The 22,937-nt window shown below is 46.4% G+C and carries 16 protein-coding genes; 2 read left to right on the top strand and 14 right to left on the bottom strand.

The window, feature by feature from the left end; translation table 11 throughout:
* Nucleotides 1–33: 33 nt before the first annotated feature.
* The 9 genes from AC58UX_RS26780 to AC58UX_RS26740 form a co-directional block, all read right to left on the bottom strand.
* Nucleotides 34–819 carry a sugar phosphate isomerase/epimerase family protein gene (locus tag AC58UX_RS26780; RefSeq protein ID WP_497258418.1) on the bottom strand — a complete coding sequence of 262 codons (786 nt, stop codon included), beginning with the start codon at nucleotides 817–819 and terminating at the stop codon, nucleotides 34–36.
* A gap of 30 nt (nucleotides 820–849) precedes the next feature.
* Nucleotides 850–1,713 carry a sugar phosphate isomerase/epimerase family protein gene (locus AC58UX_RS26775; RefSeq protein WP_497258416.1) on the bottom strand — a complete coding sequence of 288 codons (864 nt, stop codon included), beginning with the start codon at nucleotides 1,711–1,713 and terminating at the stop codon, nucleotides 850–852.
* Nucleotides 1,676–2,527 carry an endonuclease/exonuclease/phosphatase family protein gene (locus AC58UX_RS26770; protein ID WP_497258414.1) on the bottom strand — a complete coding sequence of 284 codons (852 nt, stop codon included), beginning with the start codon at nucleotides 2,525–2,527 and terminating at the stop codon, nucleotides 1,676–1,678. Before AC58UX_RS26770 ends, AC58UX_RS26775 begins: the two co-directional genes overlap by 38 nt.
* A gap of 34 nt (nucleotides 2,528–2,561) precedes the next feature.
* Nucleotides 2,562–3,851 carry an MFS transporter gene (locus AC58UX_RS26765; RefSeq protein ID WP_497258412.1) on the bottom strand — a complete coding sequence of 430 codons (1,290 nt, stop codon included), beginning with the start codon at nucleotides 3,849–3,851 and terminating at the stop codon, nucleotides 2,562–2,564.
* Complete coding sequence (locus tag AC58UX_RS26760) at nucleotides 3,808–5,049, bottom strand: MFS transporter (RefSeq protein ID WP_497258410.1); 1,242 nt, start codon at nucleotides 5,047–5,049, stop codon at nucleotides 3,808–3,810. Before AC58UX_RS26760 ends, AC58UX_RS26765 begins: the two co-directional genes overlap by 44 nt.
* Nucleotides 5,050–5,092: 43 nt before the next feature.
* Nucleotides 5,093–5,965, bottom strand: a complete 873-nt coding sequence (locus AC58UX_RS26755) for an MBL fold metallo-hydrolase (protein WP_497258408.1) — start codon at nucleotides 5,963–5,965, stop codon at nucleotides 5,093–5,095.
* Between the two features lie 71 nt (nucleotides 5,966–6,036).
* Entirely contained in the window at nucleotides 6,037–7,575 is a 1,539-nt protein-coding gene (locus tag AC58UX_RS26750) for an extracellular solute-binding protein (RefSeq protein WP_497258406.1), read from the bottom strand.
* 71 nt (nucleotides 7,576–7,646) lie between these two features.
* Nucleotides 7,647–8,525, bottom strand: a complete 879-nt coding sequence (locus AC58UX_RS26745; protein WP_497258404.1) for a carbohydrate ABC transporter permease — start codon at nucleotides 8,523–8,525, stop codon at nucleotides 7,647–7,649.
* A gap of 1 nt (nucleotide 8,526) precedes the next feature.
* Nucleotides 8,527–9,420 carry an ABC transporter permease gene (locus tag AC58UX_RS26740; protein ID WP_497258664.1) on the bottom strand — a complete coding sequence of 298 codons (894 nt, stop codon included), beginning with the start codon at nucleotides 9,418–9,420 and terminating at the stop codon, nucleotides 8,527–8,529.
* Between the two features lie 446 nt (nucleotides 9,421–9,866).
* On the opposite strand from AC58UX_RS26740, the gene AC58UX_RS26735 reads away from it, so the two are divergent.
* Both AC58UX_RS26735 and AC58UX_RS26730 read left to right on the top strand, forming a co-directional pair.
* On the top strand, nucleotides 9,867–11,807 hold the full coding sequence (locus tag AC58UX_RS26735) for an alginate lyase family protein (protein WP_497258402.1): 1,941 nt from the start codon (nucleotides 9,867–9,869) through the stop codon (nucleotides 11,805–11,807).
* The gene (locus AC58UX_RS26730; protein WP_497258400.1) at nucleotides 11,788–13,671 is read left to right on the top strand and encodes a hypothetical protein; all 1,884 of its coding nucleotides are present in this window, start codon (nucleotides 11,788–11,790) and stop codon (nucleotides 13,669–13,671) included. The genes AC58UX_RS26735 and AC58UX_RS26730 overlap by 20 nt, the downstream gene beginning before the upstream one ends.
* A 304-nt stretch (nucleotides 13,672–13,975) precedes the next feature.
* Here AC58UX_RS26730 and AC58UX_RS26725 read toward each other — a convergent pair whose 3' ends face one another.
* The 5 genes from AC58UX_RS26725 to AC58UX_RS26705 form a co-directional block, all read right to left on the bottom strand.
* The gene (locus AC58UX_RS26725; protein ID WP_497258398.1) at nucleotides 13,976–14,899 is read right to left on the bottom strand and encodes an ROK family protein; all 924 of its coding nucleotides are present in this window, start codon (nucleotides 14,897–14,899) and stop codon (nucleotides 13,976–13,978) included.
* Between the two features lie 9 nt (nucleotides 14,900–14,908).
* On the bottom strand, nucleotides 14,909–16,660 hold the full coding sequence (locus tag AC58UX_RS26720; RefSeq protein WP_497258396.1) for a class I mannose-6-phosphate isomerase: 1,752 nt from the start codon (nucleotides 16,658–16,660) through the stop codon (nucleotides 14,909–14,911).
* A gap of 76 nt (nucleotides 16,661–16,736) precedes the next feature.
* Entirely contained in the window at nucleotides 16,737–17,513 is a 777-nt protein-coding gene (locus AC58UX_RS26715; RefSeq protein ID WP_497258394.1) for a DeoR/GlpR family DNA-binding transcription regulator, read from the bottom strand.
* Between the two features lie 208 nt (nucleotides 17,514–17,721).
* Nucleotides 17,722–21,192, bottom strand: a complete 3,471-nt coding sequence (locus tag AC58UX_RS26710; protein ID WP_497258392.1) for a polysaccharide lyase family 8 super-sandwich domain-containing protein — start codon at nucleotides 21,190–21,192, stop codon at nucleotides 17,722–17,724.
* Between the two features lie 141 nt (nucleotides 21,193–21,333).
* Nucleotides 21,334–22,932, bottom strand: a complete 1,599-nt coding sequence (locus tag AC58UX_RS26705; RefSeq protein ID WP_497258390.1) for a response regulator — start codon at nucleotides 22,930–22,932, stop codon at nucleotides 21,334–21,336.
* Between the last annotated feature and the right edge of the window lie 5 nt (nucleotides 22,933–22,937).

The following is a 22,937-nucleotide window of genomic DNA, read 5'->3' as shown; positions in this document are numbered from 1 at the left end:
ACATCGGGTGGCTTGGCGAAACTGAATGGGATACTATAACTGAGACTTCATAAATGCAATGGACTGCATAAACGTTTCATCGGTTTTCTCATACTGGAAGCATTCTAGAGAAAGCCAGCCTTCATATCCGATTTGCTGCAGAGCGGCAAATCCGCTTCGGAAATCAATATGTCCTTTCCCAGGAACATCCCGATTCGAATCAGCCAGATGCACGTATCCAAGCCATTTACGCGACTCGATCAACGCCTTATTCATGTCGGCCTCCTCCATATTCATATGGAAAAAGTCAGCGAGCATAACCATATGCTGTGAGTTGACTTGCTCGCATATCGCCACAGCTTGATCCACCCGCTTCAAATAATGCGTTTCATACCGGTTGATCGGCTCCAGAATAACTTTGGAACCAACGCTCCCAGCATACTCCGTTAATTCATGCAGCTGTTCGATCAATAGCTCATCTTCAGCTTGAAGCGCTGTTTTCCATGGTGATAAATCCGGCAGCTTCGTATCGCCGAACACAGGAACCAGAATTAACCCTGAAGCGCCTACTTCAGAGGCCAAGCCAAGTAAATTTTTGATTTCCTTCTTGGATTCCTCGCGAACAGCCTTCTCTGCATACAACAGTCGCGAGTTATAGCCTTCGCATACCCCAGCAGCTTGAACCCCATACTCCTTAAGCGCTGATTTGACTTCACTAGTTTGCTGAATTAATGTGCTTCCATGCAATTCCATACCTGTGTATCCGTAGCGTGCTGCATTTTGCACCTTTTCTCTAAATGAGTTTCCCGGGGTAATCGCTTCTTGAATCGAAAATTTCATCCGTCATTTCTCCTTTGTATGGGTATCTGCTTATTCAGCTTCAAATAGCTGTTTTATCCTCTGTAAGCTTGCTGCAATTTCCTCTGTATGGGCCTTATAGAAGCGATCACGCACTTCAGCAATCACTAAGCCTTCATAACCTTTAAATTGGCTTATAATTGTCTCATAGGGAATGCTGCCCCAGCCAATTGGCAAATGCAGGTCGCCTCGACCAAGAGCGGTCCAGTTTTTATTCCCGAACGCGTTATACGACGAACGATCTGTCAAACGAGTTTCCTCGAATTGTCCGAAGTTATCGTTAATATGGACATGAGCAGCCAATCGGGCGCAGCGCGCTGCCGCAGCCTCATAATCGTAGCCGTAATAACTTGCGGCCAAATGATCGTGTCCGATATCATACGTCATTCGGATGCCTGGATGGTTTAACCGCTCCACTAGCTCAGCGACCTTCAAGGAGCTTTCAATTTCGATGTTTTCCACCGCTAAAATGACACCCTCCGCCTGTTCCGCCGCAATTAACAGCATTTCGGCGAACTGCAGCTCCAAGTTTTCGTCATCGGATTGCTTCTCGAAGTGAACCACAAGAATGTCGCTGCCGATAAGTCGGCAAAAGGCCATACTGCTAAGCATGACTTCCAGTGTCTTCTCCGGCATGCTTCTTGTACGCAGATTCATGGCTCTTGACTGGTGGACGCTATATCGAAACGGATATTGTTTCAACATGTCGACTACCCACCGAGTTCGACCTAAGTGTAAGCTGCCATTGAAAATCAAATCCAAGCTCTCGGCATTCAGCTCTACCGCCTCGACGCCCATTCTCGCTGCCATATCCAGTGCTCTTGGTAAATCTTCCGCATCACAGTTTAAGGAGATGCCCATTTGAACCATGTTCATTCAGCTCCTTTCCTGTTTCATCTGCAACCATTTGCAGCTTTGCTATAACAGGATAATGGTCCGACGGATACTTCCCATCGATCATACGACGGTCAATCTCTACAGAGAGTACTTGCAAGCCCGAAGTCACGAAAATATAATCGATAGGCTCGCCCTCGGTCTCACCCGCGTATTTGGCATTCGCCGATAAACCGATCGGCCCTTCCAAGACGGAGTAAGCGTCCGACATGTCCACGAATCCCTCGCGAATCGCTACTTCCCCGCGCATGATACGAATGGTTGACTCCTCTGGATTCGCATTGAAGTCCCCCATCAACACAGCTGGGGCATTCTTTTGTTTGCGAATTTGCTGAATCCGTTCCCAGATCAGCTCGACGCCTTTCTCCCTTGCCTGCATCCCAAGATGATCCAGATGGGTGTTGAATACCAACAACTCTTCTCCGCTGTTCTTGTACTTCAAATGTGCCCAAGTACAAATGCGGGGCAACGAACTGTCCCAGCTTTTACTACCCTTCTTCTCAGGCTGCTCAGATAACCAGAATGTATCATGCTCCAGGAGCTCAAGCTCCTCCGTTTTATAAAAGATGGCACAATGCTCATCCTCTCGGCCACCGAGGCGCCCCTCGCCAACATAGCTGTATTCGTTCAGCTTCAAATCTTCCAACATATGAAAACGCATTTCCTGCGTACCAAATACGTCTGGATTATGCTCTCTAATCATCTGTGCCGCCTTATCACAGCGGTAGACCCAAGCATGATCACCGTCATTGCCTGTACTCGTTCTAAGGTTGAAAGTCAGAACTGTGATGCCCATAATTCCACCATTCCCTTCCTTCATATCAGTTGTCTTACCTCACACGAGCGATAGGCTTGCGTTCCAGTAGCATAAACGCACCAATCACCAACGTGAGCAATAGCAGCACACCTACGATGGATGAAACGCCGAAGGTTTGCATCCACAGTGGTGCACCATTCAACTGCTTATACACATAACCGCCTAAGATAGGCCCTAGAAATCCGGCAAGCCCCGTCATCGCATTAAACACAGCCAGGAACATCGCTCGTTCACTTCTAGGCGTTTCTCCAATGGTAAAATTAAAGATGAGCAGATTAAAACCGCCTAGCCCGATTCCAAGCAGCACATGGACGAGCAGTAGAACTGGAATCACAGGAAGTACCGTAATCAATCCCCAAACAAGGCAGCATAGGGATAAAAATGGCAATGTCCAGAATAGCAGTGTTCGGGTGGGATAACGCAAGGTCAATTTTCCCCATATGTAATAGCTCGCCATCATGACCAAATTCTGCACGATCACGACGTACGAAATCGTTTCGTAACGAATATGCATAATGTTCTGCATGACATAGTTAAAAAGTGGAATGGCGATGTTCATTACAAACAACCATGATGCAATAAAAAACATCGATCTCCGGAACATCCGATTCCGGAACGGGGCAAGCAGCATATCCCGCTTAAGGGCTTCTCCTGACTTCTCTAACGGTGGATTCGCATAACCAAACAGACATAGCAAGTTAGCTACCGTACATACACCGCAAATTATAAACAGGATTTCAAACCCATACCCGCCGGGATACTTCTCGAGCACATGTCCGCCCAACCATACGCATATACTGCCAACGCCCCATAGAATCATGTTGCGTATCCCGAAGTATCTTCCTCTGATAGGTGCTGGTACAATATCTCCTACAAGGGATGACCACGCAGGAGTGGAAAAATATTTGCTCAAAAACGAAATCGCGCAAAACACCAAATACATATTCGCTTGGTGAGACCCCGAAAACCAAAACGGAATAAACCCACAAGCCACCCAGAATGCTCGGTGCATAAAACCGAACAGGGTATGAACAAGCAGCCGATTTGACACCCCTTGAATGAATAGCGCACCCAATACCTGTGTCACATTCGCCAGAACGGGAATGGCGAGTGCAATGCCAATCTGCAATGGTGTGGCGCCTAAATAAAGCAAATAGCTCGTTTGGAAAGGTCCCCCCAAAATGAAAACGACGGAAACCGCAGGAATTCCTTCGAGTGTGATGATGTACAAATTTTTACGATGCGTACTAATCTTTCTTTTAAACAGCCTTCCTTTTCCGAACCGCTGCAGTGCAAGATTCATCGTGTGACTCCTTCCTCAGCAGCATCCTGGAACCGAGCGTTAGGGCAATAAGCAGCAGCAAGACGCCAATGGTCATGAAGATGCCGTACGTTTGCACCCAAAGGGACGCATGGGTCAGCTGTTTGTAAGCATATCCACCCAAGAACGCACCGAGAAACCCGGATATTCCAATTATTGCGTTGAATATACACACAAACATCGCTCTTTCGCTTTGCGGCGTATCGCCAATCGAAAAGTTGAAAACCAACAAATTAAATCCGCTTATCCCCATACCAAGCAGCACATGGACAATTAACAGCACGATCACCGCAGGCAGTATGGTCAGCGCCCCCCAAGCCATACAGCATAAGGAAAGAAGTGGCAGTGTCCAGAACAACAAGGTACGTGTTGTATACCGTGAGGTCCATCGGCCCCAAAGGTAAAAGCCAGCCATCATAGCCACATTTTGCACAATCGTAATGTACGAAATGATTTCAAAGCGGACATGCATTATGTTCTGCATGACATAGTTGAACATCGGAATCGAGACATTCATGACGAGCATGCATAGCGCAATAAACCACATCGATTTCCGAAAGGAAGCATGCCGAAATGGCGCCATCAGCATATCTTTTTTATAGGAATGATGGGACTTCTCAAACGGCGGATTGGTATAGCCAAAAAGGCTGATCAAGTGCGCCACTGTACAAATTGCACAGAGGATGAACAACAATCGGAAGCCTTCCCATCCTGGGTATGCATCCAATAGGCGACCGCCGATCCATAGGCACAGACTCGCGACACCCCAGAGAATCATATTGCGGATGCCAAAATACTTCCCTCGGATTTTGGACGGGATCAGATCTCCCACCATCGATGACCACGCAGGTGCCCCCACATATTTAGACATAAACGAGAGCATGCAGATCGCGATATACATGTTTGCCTGTACGGACTGCGCAAACAACAATGGAATGACTCCGCACGCAACCCATATACTGCGATGTCCGACCGTGAAAAACATGTAAAAATACTTGCGATTTGTAATCCGCTGTATGTACAGTGCGCCTATGATTTGCATAAAATTGGCCAAATGCGGAATGGAGAGCGCAATGCCAATCTGCAGGGGGCTAGCGCTTAAATAAAGTAAAAATGCGGTTTGTACCGGTCCGCTCAATAAAAAATTAACAGCATACGAAGGTATCGCTTCAATCGTCATGACATACAAGCTTTTGCGGTGTGTGCTAAATTTCTTTCTGAACCTAAGCTCCATCGATGGATAGCCCATCATAAGCCACCACTACTTTATGTCCAGACTGGTCAAACGCCATTTGCATCTCGTCGTGCAGCAAATGATGTGCGGTATTAATATGCGTCGCCCAAACTTGCGTATGTTCCTGAACGAGGCCAATTTCTTTCATGCGTTCCAGCATGAGCAAATAATTAGGTATATCAAGATGGGAGTCTACGTGCAGAGGACGCCCCTCCTTATTGCCAAAAGTACATTCCATAATTAGAAGATCTACTGACTTACCTGCTAGGAAATCCCAAACCTCTTGGGAATACCAGCCTGTATCCGACGCGTAGAGCATCTTTCTACCATCCGGTAATTGGATGAGATAATTGATCGCTTTTTCGTTCTGGCCGAACGCCTTATGATTCCCGCACAATGTCGTGATCTTTAATCGACCGACATCATAGCTTTCGAAATAACGAAGGGGATGCATGATGAATTTAGCTCCCAGTTTCTCTATGTTCGTAGCGCCGCTTGCGTTGTAGACAGCAAGCATCTTCTCGCACCATTCGGCTGCCGGTTCGCTCAAGTAAATATGGATCGCCTTGCCGTTATGCTCGAGTTGGCACATCTTGCTGAGCAATTCCCCAATATCAAAGTGATCGGTGTGAGTGTGTGTGATCAGCAGATGCTCCAAATCGTAAGCATCTAGCCCGAGCGTGACCATTTGGTAAAAAATGTCTGGACCAAAATCAATTTGATGCTGGGCATCAATTCGAAATGATGTACGGCTGCGAATATTTTTACCCCCTGCTGCTCGAATTCTTTGGCACAATTCGCAACGGCAAAAATAAGATGGTGAGCCTTCTGCAGCCCCTGTGCCTAGAAATGTCATGTTCATATACGATGTCCTCCTTCTAGGATCATGCTGTTATAAACGACCCGCTGCTGGATAGCAGCGGGTCGATTTTCTTACTTAGCAAATCGTTCTTTATATGCCGCATTCATCTCTGTGATAATCGCTTGGTACGTTTTATCGGCCTTCAATTCCACGATATATTTATCCCATGCGTCGATTGGTTGTTTACCCATAATCACTTGAATTTTCAAATCCTGAAGCTTTTTCATATACTCAGCGCCTAATTTATTGAACGTTTCGCTTTGTAGTCCGACAGCAGGATCACCGATGCTGATCGGTTCACGATCATCAATCAGCTTTTTAAACTTTTCAAATTGTTCGCAGGTGACTAGCGTACTCGCACCAGGCACACGTGCGTATTTGTTGTATGAACTGAAAATTTGACCGATATCGCCGAAGTTATCTTTATCTTTTTGCGGCAAGTTCTCATATCCACACGCTGTCTTCTTGTAGTGGACATTCTCGAAGCCGTAATTTTTCAGCATGTCGCCTTCTGGAGACGCGCCGTAGTCAAGCATAGCAAGAATCTTTTTCAGCTTAGCCTCATTAACGGATTTCTTCGGAATAACCAGTCCGCCAAAGAGACCTGTACCGCGGATGGACATTTTTTTGCCATTAGGGCTTGTCAAATAAAGCGGTGACATGAGAACGGACTTAGGTTCGACTTTAATCAAGTCTTTACCGATATTATTAATATTGTTTAATGTGTTGTTAAAGCTGCCGGCTTTATTCGCTTTCAATTGTTCTTCATGCTGCGTTGTTTTCAACAGGGCAAAATCTTTCGGAATGATGCCTTCGTTGAATGCTTTGTTCAAATAAACGAGCGAGTCACGCGTACCTTGAAGCAGATCAGTGTCGAGCAGCTTGCCGTCCTCCAGCTTCCATTTACCGTTTGCATTATTAAATAAATTTTGGAAAATAATAAAGTTACCCATTTTCTGCGATTCGACGCTTCCCGTGAATCCAAACGTATCCTTTTGCCCATTGCCGTCCGGATCTTTCTCTGCAAATGCCTTCATCATGGCGTACAAATCATCCAGCGTCTCTGGTACTTTCAAGCCGAGTTTATCCAGCCAATCCTGACGAATAATCGGGAAACTGTCGCCATCTAGTGGACGAACACGCGGAATCATATAATTTTTCCCTTTGACCTTCGTATTGTTCCAAATATCAGCTGGATATTTCGCTAGATTCGGGTAATCCTTGAGATATGGCGAGATATCCCAAAACGCTCCCTGCCCCATCATCGTCTGCACATTAGAGGCAAACGGGTCGGAGACGACCATTAGATCTGGAATATCACCGGAAGCCAGTGTAACATTCGCCTTGTCGTTGTAATTATTATTCGAAATTAATGTGATATTCATCTTCATGTTTGTTCGTTTTTCAATTTCTTTCTTAATCACATTGTCATCTGTAAACGGTTCACTTTGAAAGTATGGCGACATCACAGAAATTTCGGTCACGGTCTTATCATCTTTCCCTTGTGCCGCATCACCTGCGGCATTTTTAACCGCACCACCTCCACAACCTGTAGCTAACAACGTAAGTGCAAGTGGTGATAACAACCATTTTTTCCCCTTAAGTTTCATATAAATCCTCCTCTTGGATTAGCTATATCGTTAGCACAACATCTATTGATAAAAGGCATAACTAACACCTCTTATTCCTTCACAGAGCCCACCATAACACCTTTGGCAAAGTGTTTTTGAAGAAATGGATAAATGAGTAGAATCGGTATCGTTGCTACGATAACTGCCGCCATCTTCAACATCTCAGACGGCATTCGCTTCTGCAAGGCCATCTCAGACGCCGCTTCTACCCCCATAGCAGTAGACGAGTCAATCAGCATGTTCTGCAATAGTACCTGCAGAGGATACTTATTCGCGTCATTGATATACAGAATAGCATTGAAGAATGTGTTCCAGTAAGCTACCGCGTAAAATAAGCCAATTGCCGCCATGGATGGGAGAGAAAGTGGCAGGATGATTTTAAACCACACGCCGATATCGGAGCTGCCATCGATTTTCGCAGCATCTTCCAAGCTGGCTGGCACGCTGTCAAAAAAGCCTTTCATCAGGAAGATATACCAACCGCTTGTAAGCGACGGAATAATGAGTGACCACAAGCTGTTAATTAACCCCAAATCGCGGACGAGCAAATACTGCGGGATGATGCCTGGACTAAACAATGTGGTTAGCAGCACCATTAATAGCAGCGCTTTTCTGCCCAACATTTGCTTCCGAGAAAGCGTATAGGCAAACGAAGACGTTACAATTAGGCTGAGTATCGTCCCGACCGTGGTTAGAAACACGCTTACTCCGGACGCTTTCACAAAGGCACTGGTGGAAAGCAAGTACTGATAGGAGGCCAATGTCCATTTCTCTGGAAACAGGATGATGCCGCCTCGGAAATATTGCTCTGGTGTTACAAATGAAACAACGAATACATAGTAGATCGGGAACAAGGTAATTGCGGCCATTATCGTCAGCCCAATGAGATTGGCAATATTGAACACTTTGCTGCCTACGCTCTCTTTCATCCTAATACACCCCTTCCTCTCCGAAGCGTTTGGATAAGCGATTCGCAAGGATAACCAGAATCAGTCCGACAACAGATTTAAACATGCCGACTGCCGTCGTGAAGCTGAACTGTGCCTGCTGGATCCCAAGTCGGTATACAAAAGTATCAAATACATCAGCAACACTGGCTACAGCTCCATTGGACATCAAGTATACTTGTTCGAAGCCGACATCCATCATATGGCCCATTCGCAGAATAAATAAAATGACGATGACATTACGGATAGCAGGCAGCGTAATATGCCAGGCTTGCCGCAGGCGACTTGCGCCATCGATTTTAGAAGCTTCATACAGCTGGGGATCGACACCCGCGATTGCTGCGAGGAAAATAATCGTTCCCCATCCTGCTTCTTTCCATATGGATTGTGCCGTAAGCACACCCCAAAACAGCTTCGTATTCGTTAGAAAGTCAATAGGCTGCATATGGACTGCGATCAGCAGCTTATTGATAATCCCCTCTGAGCCCAGAAGCAGGAAACAAAGTCCTGCAATGATAACCCAAGATAGAAAGTGCGGCAGGTATACGATCGATTGTACGATGCGTTTGAACACTGCGTTTCTAACTTCATTCAGCAGTAACGATACCACAATGGGTAAAGGGAAAAAGAACACCAGGTTCAGCAAATTAATCGCTAGCGTATTACGAAATAATAAGAGAAATTCTGAATCGGAGAAGAAACGTTGGAAATGAGCTAAGCCAACCCAGTCACTGTGCATAACCCCCATGAATGGCGAGTAGTCCATAAATGCGATAATTAATCCCCACATCGGCACGTATTTAAATAAGATCATAAAGATGACTCCCGGTAGGGCCAATGCATACAAGTAGCGATCACGGATGATTCGGCTCCTAATAGCTTGCCATTTCGTCCGCTTAAGTGTAACCGCTTTCTCGGCTGTGTTTACTTTTAATTCTGAATACGTGTTCACCCTGCATCCCCTCCTCAACCCTCAGTTCGTTTACGGCTTCATCGTATCTAACTGCCCCATTTCCAGCAATGAGATAAATTTTCCGTGCCCATTTCATCCTATGAGACTTTTTTTCTGCCCCGTAGCAGCGCCGATTGTGACGCTTTAACTAGCTTCTTAAACCGTTCCGAAGGTGAAGAATATTTGTCTCATTGTTGGAAATAAAAGCTAGCGTTACCATGATGACAAACAAGTAATTACATCTTATTCATTGAAAGGGAGCGTACACTGTGAATCTAAGCAGCATTCTGAAAACTCCTCTAACTGAGGAACAGTTATACGATCGAGTAAAGAAACGTAATGCCACTTACAAGATGCACTCTCTAGAAAATATGAATTGCATTCGTGACGCAGATCCTCTTTGGGAAGGTGCGATCATTGCCCAGGCTAATTTAGCAATGGAAGGCAAACTTGTTTTACCCGGTACTTCTGGTAAACCATTCTTTGTCGGTCTTCCTCCAAAGTGGAATGACAATACCGTTGGCGATAACGAGTACACATGGTCGCTCAATCGCATGTCCCATTGGGAACATTTAATTCAAGCCTATCTATTGACCAATAAGGATGTCTATGCGAAGAAAGTGATTGACGAGCTGAGCAACTGGATTGCACAATGCCCTCCGCTCGCTTTTACCTCTGTCACACAGGAAACAGTTGATTTTTATAACGGACCTCGCGCATGGCGCACGCTTGAAGCAGGTATCCGGATGTTTAAAACGTGGCCGCTCATTCTCAAATATCTCATCGATTCCGAATGGCTGACACCCGAGTTGCTTGGTGAGATTGCCGTCTCTACCTACCAACATTGCGAAGTTTTATCTTCTATCTGTCCTGTGCTTTGGCCGGAAGCGGACCATAACCATTACTTGCATGAATGCTTGGGACTACTTCAAGCGGTTTGCCTATTCCCCGAGTTTGACAAGTCTGACACTTGGAAGGCCTTCGCCATCCAAGAAATCGAGCGCTGCATGGCGAAGCAAATTACAGAAGACGGCGGACAAATTGAAGGTTGTCCACACTACCACAATGATTGCCTCGTATTTCTATGCAAAGCCATTATGTTAGCGAATGCGCATGACTTTAGCTTTTCACAATCATATGTATCCCAGTTGGAAAAAGCCGCGTTTTATTCCGTCTATTCATACAGACCGAGCGGATCTATTGTCCCTTGGGGAGATTCGGATGCGACTAATAATGCGCTGGATGCAACCTTCTATTATTATGCGGCTACCGGTAACACGCTGCCCTTGCAAGTCATTTTAAAGCTGACCAAGGATATGAGCGGATATCTCCCATTAATATGGAACATCCCTCACGGCAAGCAGCTTGCGGAAAACCTAGCTGTACTACATCAGGCGTCTCCTATTGATCTTCCAGAGGCTTCGTGGCAGCGTCAATTGAAGCAGGCGATGTATAGAACTGGCTGGGACAAGGATGCCATCAGTTTATTCTTTGCTTGCTTGACCCCTGTCTTCCACAGCGGTCACGGTCATATCGATCCGATGAGCTTTGACCTGACAGCTTTCGGTAAACCGCTTGTTGTCGATCCTGGCCGGTACTGCTATCGCGAAGATGAAGATCGGAAGCAGTTTAAATCAGCCTCCTATCATAACATGCTGACTGTCAATCACCGCGATCCTTTTGACTACGTATCCAACTGGCGATATACAGAACAGAAGATTGGTAATATGGTTCAGTGTTACCAAACCGACGATATGATTGCTTTTGAAGCCTATCATGAAAATTACGATCCAATCATTCACAAACGACTTATCGGCATCATCGATCAGCAGTTTGTACTCATTCTCGATCATGTCACCAACCTAGAGGCTACATCCACGATTCAATTGTATTATCACATTGACTCTGAACATGTCGCGTTGTCGGAGGACGGCGTTAGCGCGCTAACGGTTGATGAAGGAGCGAACGTATGGCTACGCGTAACACCTGCTTTAAAAGGAGAACTGCTGCCCGGCCGGGTATCCGATTTTATTGACGTAAGCCGCCAGTCAACCCGTGTGCGCTTCAATGATACGGAATTACGCCAGGGTACCCGCGTTTATGCTACGCTCCTTATCCCTTTTAAGGAAAGCGTCATTGCACCTGTCATTTCTTCTTTTGAGGTATATGAACGTAACGCCTGCACCATCTGCGATTTGCATTTAAATGGCACTACCCATACATTCACTTGGTCAGAAGGCTCATTTGAACGAAATATAGAAGAAATCAGCGCTAAGAAGGAGTGTCGAGCCAATGAACTTGCCAGCTATTAAAAAAGCGTTAGACTACGGCAGTCGCCATGCACAGGGTCTCTTTATGGAAGGAAAGCATCCAGACCGCTGGGAGGAGATGCAAGCTTCTCCCTTTTATCAGCCGATCCTGGAAGAAGTACGGGTAAAAGCGCAGCAGCTTCTGAACGAACCGCTGGAAGCACTGCCTTTTTCAAAATATCGCATTTTTGATGAGAGCGGTGCGCGAGCGTCTTACGAGAAAGCCTATTTCCGCCGCCGCCTGCATTTGAACACGTTCGCCATTATGGCTATGATCGACGATGATCCGGCCTATATGCAAGCGTTAGAGGATACAATTTGGACCCTCTGTGACGATTACACTTGGTGTTTGCCAGCCCATCTGTTTGGCAATTCGCTGAAGGTAATTGAACGGTTGAATCACGAGAACGCTTGCCTCGATAAGTCCAAGTCCCGATACCGCGAGCATCGTCACATGGTCGACTTGTTCGCTGCCGAAACCGGATTTGCCCTAGCCGAAATCCTCCATCTGCTTGGGGACCGCATGGCCGAATTGGTCGCGTACAGAGCGCGCAAGGAAGTTATGGAACGCGTCGTAGAATCGTTTACGGATCAGAACCACATGTTTGAATTCGAGACAGCCACCCACAACTGGTCAGCTGTCTGTGCCGGCTCTGTTGGCGCTGCAGCTATATATCTCATTGAGGACAGCTTGGTCTTAGCGCCTATTCTGCACCGCCTGCTTGGGGCTGTAAGTTCCTACCTCAGCGGATTTGCAGAAGACGGCGCTTGTACGGAAGGCCTTGGCTACTGGGGCTACGGTTTCGGCTTCTTCACTTATTTCGCCGCATTAGTGGAACAGCGTACAGCAGGGCAAATCAATTTATTTGATCATCCAAAAGTGGAGCAAATCGCTATGTTCCATCAAAAATGTTACTTATATGAAAATAACATTGTCAGCTTTTCCGATTCATCGCATAAGGCTGCTTCCAGTCTCGGACTCACGCATTTCTTAAAAACGAAGTTCAGCGGGCTAGCCGTTCCAGACACTCGTTATCGCGCTCCTTATGCTTCTGACCACTGCTTCCGATGGGCCAGCACAATCCGCAGCATTGTATGGGCTAATCCAGCTTACAGCAGCTTGCCGCAACAGGATCAAGCCAGCTATCTTCCGGATGCGCAATGGATGATCAGTCGTAAAATGACACCCGACGGTGCCGTCAGCTTTGCGGCCAAAGGCGGTCATAATCAAGAACCGCATAATCACAATGATGTAGGCAACTTCATCTACCATATCAACGGGGAAACACTCCTTACTGATACAGGGGCAGGAGAGTATTCCAAGCAGTATTTCGGCGATGAACGGTATTCCTTTATCGCCAATCGGTCGATGGGACATTCCGTCCCCATCATCGAAGGTTGCGAGCAGCAAGCTGGCCCGTCGTTCAAAGCGGAAATTATTTCCCACGCGATTAGCGACGATGTAGATAGACTTAGTCTAGATATCGCCAAAGCGTACCCTAACGAAAACTTGCGTTCACTCATCCGTACCTTCCGCTTAAGCAAGGCGTATCCGCCTGTGCTAGAGCTGGAAGATACTTACCAGTTCAATCAACAGCCTGCTGCTCCGGTTGTAGAACGATTCGTCTCCTTCCAGAAACCTCAGTTGCTGGAAGCAAATACGGTGAGAATCACAGGTGAGCAGCAATACGTTGATATTCGATTTAGCGCTGCTCAGCTGGATTACGCATGCGAACGCGTCGATTTCGTGAATCACCACGGCGTTACTGTCGATCTATTTCTGTTGGATTTCACATTGAAATCCCCTACTTCAGAGGAGGCAGTTGCCTTCCGCTTCGAGGGAGCTCCATTGGCATTATTGAGATAGGACACTGGGTAACAACTAGGCAAAAATGTTCACTTAATCAAAATTCTGTCCACTGTTTATGTGATGGTAACACGTTAAAATCTCGGGTTCCATTCTCATACGACGAACAATGCCAAGAACATCATCCCAAATGAAAAAGAGGGCATCCTAGCCAAATATTTGGCTTAAGGAATACCCTCGTAGAATAGGTCCGTACCTGGGAGTTAGTCGATAAAACCGACTAACTCCTGTATAAAATGTCCTGCAGCTTGGGAATTATTCGATAAGACCGACTAACTCCTGCAAAAAGTGGCTAGGAATCCATTTAGCCCCTGACGTAATCATAAATTCCTTTAAACGTACTCGTAAGCGTATCTTGACTGATGACAACTTGTGTCCTTAAACCTTGTGATGCCAACTCCTTCTGAAACGCAGGAGCAAACAAAACGCCACTCTTGGAAATTTGACCACCAAGCACAATCCTGTCGGGGTTAAACACAGCTAATGCTGGATATAAAATAAAAGCCATTCGCTGACCAAACAGCTCAAAAAGTGCTCTTTCCCTCGGCTCACCAGCGATAGCGGAATTCGCCAACCCCCGTACATCACGATCATGCACATCTATTTCTAACTCTGTAGCCAGTTGAAAAACACCTCTTTTGGAGATGTAGTCATCTGCGACTCCGTTGCGATAGGGCACCTCATACAACCAACCATTTTGTGGGACATCTTCCCTATGTTGAACCAAGCTCCCCTGTTCGAGGAAGCAGGAGCCAAGGCCAGTTCCGATAGTTAGGCACACTACTCGATCTGCCGCTTGACCTGCCCCATAGACAGCTTCGCCAAGGCCGAACAATGCAGCATCATTTTCAAAAGTGATTCGGAACTCTGGAGCAAGCCTGCTTAACACAGAAGTATCAGCGCGAAGAGCTTCCTCTAGCAACGTTCCGACGGGGAGCCCGAGTAACGATTCAAATTTGCCTAAGCCCTGAATGTGACTTATCCCGTTCTTATAATCGAAAGGTCCAGGAAACGCCATACCGAGTCCGCAAATCGTCAAATGATCTTGACTAAGCTTGGAAATTATATCCTTCACAATCCAAACGAAATGACCGATGATCTCCTCTGCACGACAGTCAGATCGGGAATCATACTGTGCGATGGTTGAACTTATTATCATCCCACCGCATACGGCAGCGGCCTTTATTTGCGTTCCTCCGACATCAAAGACAAGAATAGTAGGATTCATTGTAGCCCCCTAAGCTCTGACATAAGCTTTAATCGTACCTATGGTTTTTCCTTCGCTGCTTCCACTTGGCTTTATGACATACGATGAGATGGATGCCGGGATAATGAATGTTTCTGCGTAACGAACAACGAACGGCTCAAACGAACCATCTGTACTTTCAACAGTCGCCTCATCGCCTTCAATGAGATTCAACATATGAACACTTCCATTGGACTCGTGAATGACGGGAACTGAGAACCAGTGCCGACGTGTCTCAATGAATTCAAGCTCATGAAGCCCCGTTCGCTCCTCTTTCCAACCTTTGCCTTCGGCTACAGTTTCAATCTGTCCTACACATTGCTCTGTCGTCCATTCCGTCGTCCGATTCCACTGAATAACATTGGCGCCATGCTCCACATGAACAGGTCTAGGCCGTCCGTCAAGACCTACCCTATCCCAGTCCCATAGTTTAAATGTAAAAATATACGGCGTAGCGCTAATCTCCAAAACCATACAACCTGATCCAGAGCAATGTACTGTCCCCGCTGGAATAAGAAAATGATCGTGCTTAGCTGCAGGATAAACATTCACGTATTCTTTTGCTGGAAAGGAACATTCCCCCGTCTGTGCCTTGCGCAATTCTTCTATCATGGCGGTAGGTTCAATGCAATTTTTAAGTCCTAAATACACTTCCGCCCCGGGCGCAGCTTCCAAAATATAATAGCTCTCATCCTGCGTATAGGTCATGCCGAACTGCTCACGAATATAGTCTGTAGTTGGATGCACCTGCAAGCTCAGATTCTGTCCGCCAATCGTATCGAGGAAATCGAACCGGATGGGGAACTCCGCACCAAAGCGCGAATAAACCCTCTCCCCCAATAGCTTAATCGATTCGAAAAAGACTAGATTAATCGCAGGTATCTCCACGCGCAGCGCTCCGTATTGAAAATAGAGACTGTTTTCTTCCGGCACCCCGTCGAAGCCCCAAGCGTAAGGATGATTTTTAGGTGGCAAATCAATGTTAGCCTCTAACCACGTACCGCCCCATACCCCCGGATCAAAATAGGGCACTAGTCGGAACGGTTGGCTTGCCGTCTGAGATAGCCCAGTAAACAAAGCTTTTTTGGATAATAGCTTAGGTTCGTTTCTAACATTTGAATCCAAATAGTAATCTATTTTGTCGATCAGAGATCTCTTAAGTCGGTCCGCCATCCGCCATTCAAAAAAATAGCCGCGTTTGTAGAGACGCAGTATATCCTCTTCTCTGTGAACTGTCCGCCAGTTACCTATCTCCTTAGTTCGATAACGAAGTTGAATTTCCCAACGTGCCAAGTCCGCATAGATAAGGACATCCCCCATCGTAATATGCGAAGCTCCGAAACCGATCACGACAATAACGCCATCTTCTAGCGACGCAATTTGACTACGCAGCTCCTCGACTTTGTCCTGCTCATAAAATTCATCTATGGTGAAAGGTGTCATGTAACCGAATACGCGATCATCCGACATATAGCGCTCAACTTTGCGATCAACCTCGCTCGGTGCCATCGCCGCTTCTTCAGCTCTAACGATCATTGATGGATTTAAGGAAACTGCCAATCCTTCCAGAATTTCATCCTGTCTAACGCCAGGGTAACATTCCACAACGACGATCGACTTCTTCAACCTCTTTTTCGCAATTGCCGCCATTACCGTATTCCTAATAGTCTCATAGCCCGACCAAGCTTCATGCTCCCAGTTTTGAATCGTGATAGATGGCTCCTTGTTGTAGGAAGATTTCATCAGTCCACAGCTCCTTCATATCAATTTATCATAATATATCATAAATTAACACAAACGAACATATTAAATTGTTAATCTAAATGATATGCAATTCAACGCCGCTTTCTTCAATAAGCTTTTTATCCTCAGCTTGTATGCCTTGATCTGTGATGAAAACATCAATGTCTGCAAGGTGCGCCACGGTTGAAAAAAATCGTTTTCCAATCTTGGACGAATCGAGAAGCATGACGACCTTCTTAGCAGAACGAATCATCGCTTTCTTTACTTGCGTATCCAGTAAATTAGGATCTGTAAATCCATCTTCACTTACATACCCCAAGGCTGATAAAAACAACGTATCTGCATAATAGCGCTCGAAAAACTCTTCTGCGACAGGTCCGACAAAGGTTCCAGATACATCCCTTAATATTCCGCCGCAGCATATAATGGTATTTCTCTCTGATATGAGGGAGCGATAACGGCTCAACGTTTCCATGCCGTTCGTCAGAAGGGTCAACTGGTCGTACCCGCCAAGAAGCTCTGCCATCCGAGAAACCGTCGTCCCGTTCTCTAAGATAAGCACGTCCCCATCACGCACGAATCGTTCCGCAGCATACGCGGCCAAGCGATCTTTGACATCCTGATTATGTGCCTGCTTAGAGGCCAAATCCGGCTCTCCTTCCCCACTGTGCGCATCACGAAACATGACGCCCCCGTGTGAGCGCAGAACGTGCTTTTCCTTCTCCAGCACGCTCAGATCTCGACGAATTGTCATCTCCGATACGCCGAAGTGATCGCTCAACTCTTTCATCGTAGCCACGCCGTGTTCGGATATATAGTTTAACAACGCTTGTTTTCTTTGTAATGGCAGCAAGATCGTCGCACCCCCAAGTGTTTTCACTTATTTTAACATAAATGAACAAGATTATTCGCGTTATTATTCCACTGTCAAAAGGCATCGAATCTAAATGGTGAATTCATCGGGGTTGTGGGATGTATTTTTGCATCTTTACATTAAAAAAAGACAAACTGCCGAAGAGTTCTCGACAGTTTGCCTTCAGTCCGTTTATTTCACTTGCTAATTAGTAAGTTATTTCTCCATTGCCGACGCGAACCTCGTCTACCTCCATATTGGCGGTCGGCGTATTGCTTCCGCCCAGCATCAGCGCGCTAGCTCCTGTTCCTGCACTCACTGCACCGCTCCAAGCCAATACGCCGTCTACATAAAGATCGTACGTATTGTTGGAATGAACAACCGCACGGTACGTGTGGAATACGGTTGTATCCAGTGTATACATCTTGGTTGGACTCGTGCGGTCGTTTTGCACAGAGCCGGAGGTACCATGTGTAAAATACACAGGAATTAAATAATTGGCACTGCGAACGATTACATCATTCATCGTATTAGCCGCTTTGGATTTAGCTATAAACTCCAGCGTAAATGCTCCCGTTGGCGGCGTGAAGCCCGATTTGGTCAAGTAAAAGTAGCTGCCGGTGGAGCCAGTTCCTGTATCAACGACTGTAACCGTGCCCGTGTTTTGAGTAATCGAGCCTGTTGTTCCCGTAGTCGTCCACCCAGTCGTATTGTTCATCGACTCGTTGACCACATCCCACTGGGAGGTTGGCGTTATCTCTCCTGTTCCCATACGAAACGTATCTACAGTGAGATTGGCCGTATTCACATTATTGCCGCCGAGTTTGAGATTGGCCGAACCAACCGTATCACTGGCTGCACCAGACCAAACCAGAGCACCATCTACATACAGATCATATGTGTAGTTGGCATGAACCACCACACGATACGTGTGATATACGGTTGTATCCAACGTGTACGTTTTTGTCGGAGACGCTTCGCGGTCTTTCACGACACCGGCGGTACCATGTGTGATGAAAATCGGAATTTGATAATTAGCGCTTCGGACCGCAATTTCATTCACGGCGTTAGCCGCATTCGATTTCAATCTAGTTTCGAAAGTGAATGCCCCGGTCGGTGGTACGAAACTGCTTTTGGTCAAATAATAGTAGCTGCCGGATGCGGCTGTTCCTGTATCCGTTACTGTGACGGTATCCAAATTTTGTGTAACTGAACCCGTGGTGCCAGTAACACTCCAGCCGCTTGTATAATTACTCATATTGTCATCGATCACATTCCACTCGCTGCCTGTACCCCCGCCAGTACCCGATTTACTAATCACGGCATGGAAGGTTTTCCCCTTAGAGCCACTTACATTAATACTTAAAATCAAGGTTGGCGAGCTTTGGATCACGCTGACCCCAGAATCCACCGAGACTGTACTCCCTAGTGGCTTGTGTACTTCGATTTGTATGGTTCCCGTATTGCTGAACGTCGGATCGGAAACGGATAGCTCCAACTCATCGTCTGTTTCACTTACTAACACCGACGCTTTTTTATTACTTGTCAGATAAGCGGAACCGCCCATGTTCACCGTCTTGGACGCATCTTTCCAAAAATTCGCCGCCACTAACTGGAGGCCTTCTTCTTTTACGGCTTGGACGTCTCCCGAATTTTCTAGGATCGTCACATCCGGATTACCTGCATACGTTGACAGCTGGCTGTTGGACTTGCCAGGCAAAAGAACATACGAATAGCTTCCGTTCGTTGGATTGTTGCCATGATCTAACCAGAGGCTCACATAATTATTCGTAATCGGCGTTGTCGGCGTGCTGGGACGGTCATTAATGCTCTTCCAAGTACCGGTACGCGCTTCTCTTTTACCTTTAACAGTAGACGCCGTCGGGAAGTAGTAGCCGATATCTGACCCTGCCACACTACCGGCCAAATGAATCGTATTGACGCCGCTCATCGTTTCCGACCAAGTAAGCGCCGTGCTTTTAGCGGTTCCATTCACCGTAAGTGCATTGCTGCCGGAGCTGTTCAGCTTGCGATTCTCAACAATCGACTCCACGACCGCATTATCCGATGCTGTGATGCCTGCACCGAGTGCAACAATCTCATCATCAAACATAAACCATGATTTGTTCACAGTAAGCGTCTTGCCATCCGGCTTCAGCTCCATTCCGGTAGCTCCATAAATGCCTTGATGTTCAGCACCTCCAACCCAGCTCTTCGTGCTCACTTTATTGCTGGCGGCGGTCGAATTCGCATTCACCGTAGTTCCTGGCAAGCGATACGGGTCCACAGTCGGCCAAAAGCCGTCAGAGAACTGACTCAAATCATTGTTATACAAATAAGTCATGCCATCACCGGTATGCCAGGCTTTTTTATTCTCATCGTTAATCGATTCATAGTTGTAAATTCGGTTGGAGTACATGCTGATTCCAAAGCCAAATCCAGGCCTCAACTGAACCGCGCGGTCCATTAAAGGATATTGCTTGTATTTGACTAATTCGCCACGTGAAGGAATGCTGGAATCATTCATGATCCCTTTGGCGAGCGACACGATTTCTAGCGGTGCATCTAAATAAAAGCTGCGATACGAATCACTTTGAATCCAATATTTAACCATCTTTTTAAAGGCAAGCGCATCGTTCGAAGGAGCGAATAAGGAGAGACGAATAAATGGAATGATCGCATCATGACCTGAAGTATGATCCTCTGAATAATCTCTGGAAATGTTGCGTCCCCGCACCATATCCATCATGGCTCCTTTGTAAATCAAGGGCTCAAAGGCATCATAAGCCCATTTATAAATATTTACTTTATCCGGATCGGTCACTTCCCAAGAGGACCCCGCAAGCAAATACATCATATTGGCAACATCTTTAAACATGTTCTTTCCATAGCCACCCGTATACGGGTGTTTGGTATGCTGGATGAAAGAGCCGTCTGCATAAAACCCGTCGCTTGAGGTAACATAGTCCAACTCTGAGCTGACGCCATCTCTTCCCAGCCCGATCTTCGTACCATTCTTAACAATGACCCCTCTAACCCCAACAACAGTTGCGGACCATACAAGATTAGCACCTGTTCCTTTGGTGGTTGGAGCAAATTGATTGACAGCGTTCATGTAGTTAGTAATTTGTGTGGAGGTCAGGTCCGCATACATAAGCACCACGGTATCATTTAAACGAAGCGGTGCGCCAATTTCCCAATCCCACCAATTGTCCTCCCCCACCGCATTGTAGGCATCGCGGTTGTAACGATTAGCATACATCCAATCGAGTCCGTTAATAATATCATCGCGAAGCTGGACATTCCCATTCAGACTTGAGCCCGTAACCGTATAGGCTAACGCCATTTCTTTTAGCCGATCATATGCTGTTGTTAAGTTGGCTGATACGGAGGCGCTGCTCAAATCCGACCATAACTTCGTTCTGCCGACAGACAGGTCCATCGTATCCCAATAGCCGGTTCCTGCTGAGCAGGGCGGTGCTCCGCAGCCATTCGTCACATTGGATTCAATTAAGTCGATTTTGGCAGCAATGTCAGGATCGGTCGTTGAAATCCCTGTCCCCCCTGTCCACACGTTCTTCCATTTATCCCGGAGCGTATCATATTCATCCGCATAAATGGTACTGCCACCAATCAACATACCTACAATCATTAAACCTAATACAACACTTTTCCTCATTTCACACCTCTCTCAAATTGGATATGTGTAAGCGCTTCCTTGTTGTGCTATTTTAAGTATAAGAGCCTCCCTTGGATTTATATAGAATAGTGCGATTACTACTTATAATCCTAAAATGACTATTTGGAGGATCCTATTCCCTTACGCTCTCATTTCACTTGGCAGCACACCCCAAATCTTGGCGAAAGTACGAGAGAAATAGCTGACATTGATGTAACCCACTTGACTTGCCACATCTTGAACCTTATCCCCCTTCAGCAGCAGTTCCTTGGCTTTCTCCATTTTCTTCGTAATGACATATTGGCTAAAAGGTTGCCCTGTTTGCATTTTAAACAGCCTGCTGAGGTAAGAAGAGTTGACGAAAAGCTTCTCGGCTATCGTATTTAAGCTCAAATTCTCCTGTAAATTCCCCTCAATCATCGCCACTACAGCCGAGGTGAGCTTATTCACTCCCTTGGTTCGTTGATGTTCAAGATAAGCCAGCACCGCAAACAAGGAACGAACTAGCCATTCTTTTATTTGGTGGCGAGATATTAATTCTTGATTGTTCTGAAAATAATGAAGATCCTCACCCAGCACTTCCTTGGATAAAAGTCCCTTTCCATGCATCCACTGCACCAACATACTGCTCAGCAGCAGGACTTGGAGCTGGATTTCCTCGATCGACTGCTCTGGTTGAATCATCTCCACAAGCAGTTCCTCTACAGCTTCAAGCACATGCTCTTTGCTGCACATATCTAGTGCTACCGTCAGCTTCTTGATCGCAGCAGCAGGAAGTTCCTTCACATCCGCGGATTCTTTTTCGTCTCTTGAATGAATAGCTACATAGTGGCCATAGATCACTCTTTCCTGTAGCGCAGCATTAGCTTGCGTATACGATCGGGAAACCTCCGCTAATCGGGTCGCCGTTTGACCGATGCCAGCGCTTGCCGTAACCTTCAGACATTCCTTCACAATCGACAATAGTCTAGTTAAGGAGTAGTTCACCCGATGGCAAAATCCTTCCTCATTTTCCAATTCCGTCTGACGAAAAATAACGGCTGTGTTCCCAGTCGAAACCTGGAATACGTAACAGGCATCCTTCCCCAGCACTTCTTTCGTTATACTTTGTATGGAGAACTGGAGCAGCGACTCATCACTTCTGCTGAATCGGGATTCTTCATCACTTAATGGATCCACCGCCAGAATACCAACCTGATATAATCCGTCTTCGGGCAGATGAATCTGCAGCTCTCCGCTTTTGTGAATAATTTCCCACTCCGCATATTGACCTGTCACCCAGTTGTTCCAAAAGATGCTTTGAAGCGCCGGAAGATGGTAACTCCACTTATCTTTTAACGAATTGCTGTTAAAACGTTCCTGTTGTTCCCTCTGTATTTTTTGTTTGGCTTGCAGCACAACTTCTAGAATCTCCTCGTTGCGCGCCGGCTTCAGGAGATAATGCATGACGCCAAGTTGAACTGCTTTTTGCGCATACTCGAATTGCTCGTAACCGCTCAAAATGATCATACACACCTGTGGGTGCTTCTTGTTTATTTCCGCTGCAAGCGTCAGTCCGTCCATTTCCGGCATCTGGATGTCAATCAGCATAATATCGACCTTCTTGATTTCTACGATCTGAAGAGCTTCAATGCCATTCTGAGCCATGCCGACGATTTCGATGCCATGCTGATCCCATGGGATGAATTCTGCGATTCGTGTGCGTATACCTACTTCATCCTCTACCAGCAACAAGTTCATGTTCC

The sequence above is a fragment of the Paenibacillus sp. J22P90 genome (assembly GCF_059692195.1).
The sequence above is the reverse complement of the archived record's forward strand: the minus strand, read 5'-3'. Positions and strand labels throughout refer to the sequence as shown.

Coding starts and splice junctions, on each gene's coding strand:
- AC58UX_RS26730 (WP_497258400.1), top strand. CDS start 11,788: ATGAACTTGCCAGCTATTAAAAAAGCGTTAGACTACGGCAGTCGCCAT.
- AC58UX_RS26780 (WP_497258418.1), bottom strand. CDS start 819: ATGAAATTTTCGATTCAAGAAGCGATTACCCCGGGAAACTCATTTAGA.
- AC58UX_RS26755 (WP_497258408.1), bottom strand. CDS start 5,965: ATGAACATGACATTTCTAGGCACAGGGGCTGCAGAAGGCTCACCATCT.
- AC58UX_RS26765 (WP_497258412.1), bottom strand. CDS start 3,851: ATGAATCTTGCACTGCAGCGGTTCGGAAAAGGAAGGCTGTTTAAAAGA.
- AC58UX_RS26735 (WP_497258402.1), top strand. CDS start 9,867: ATGAATTGCATTCGTGACGCAGATCCTCTTTGGGAAGGTGCGATCATT.
- AC58UX_RS26720 (WP_497258396.1), bottom strand. CDS start 16,660: ATGAAATCTTCCTACAACAAGGAGCCATCTATCACGATTCAAAACTGG.
- AC58UX_RS26775 (WP_497258416.1), bottom strand. CDS start 1,713: ATGAACATGGTTCAAATGGGCATCTCCTTAAACTGTGATGCGGAAGAT.
- AC58UX_RS26750 (WP_497258406.1), bottom strand. CDS start 7,575: ATGAAACTTAAGGGGAAAAAATGGTTGTTATCACCACTTGCACTTACG.
- AC58UX_RS26710 (WP_497258392.1), bottom strand. CDS start 21,192: ATGAGGAAAAGTGTTGTATTAGGTTTAATGATTGTAGGTATGTTGATT.
- AC58UX_RS26725 (WP_497258398.1), bottom strand. CDS start 14,899: ATGAATCCTACTATTCTTGTCTTTGATGTCGGAGGAACGCAAATAAAG.
- AC58UX_RS26745 (WP_497258404.1), bottom strand. CDS start 8,525: ATGAAAGAGAGCGTAGGCAGCAAAGTGTTCAATATTGCCAATCTCATT.
- AC58UX_RS26760 (WP_497258410.1), bottom strand. CDS start 5,049: ATGACGATTGAAGCGATACCTTCGTATGCTGTTAATTTTTTATTGAGC.
- AC58UX_RS26705 (WP_497258390.1), bottom strand. CDS start 22,932: ATGAACTTGTTGCTGGTAGAGGATGAAGTAGGTATACGCACACGAATC.
- AC58UX_RS26770 (WP_497258414.1), bottom strand. CDS start 2,527: ATGGGCATCACAGTTCTGACTTTCAACCTTAGAACGAGTACAGGCAAT.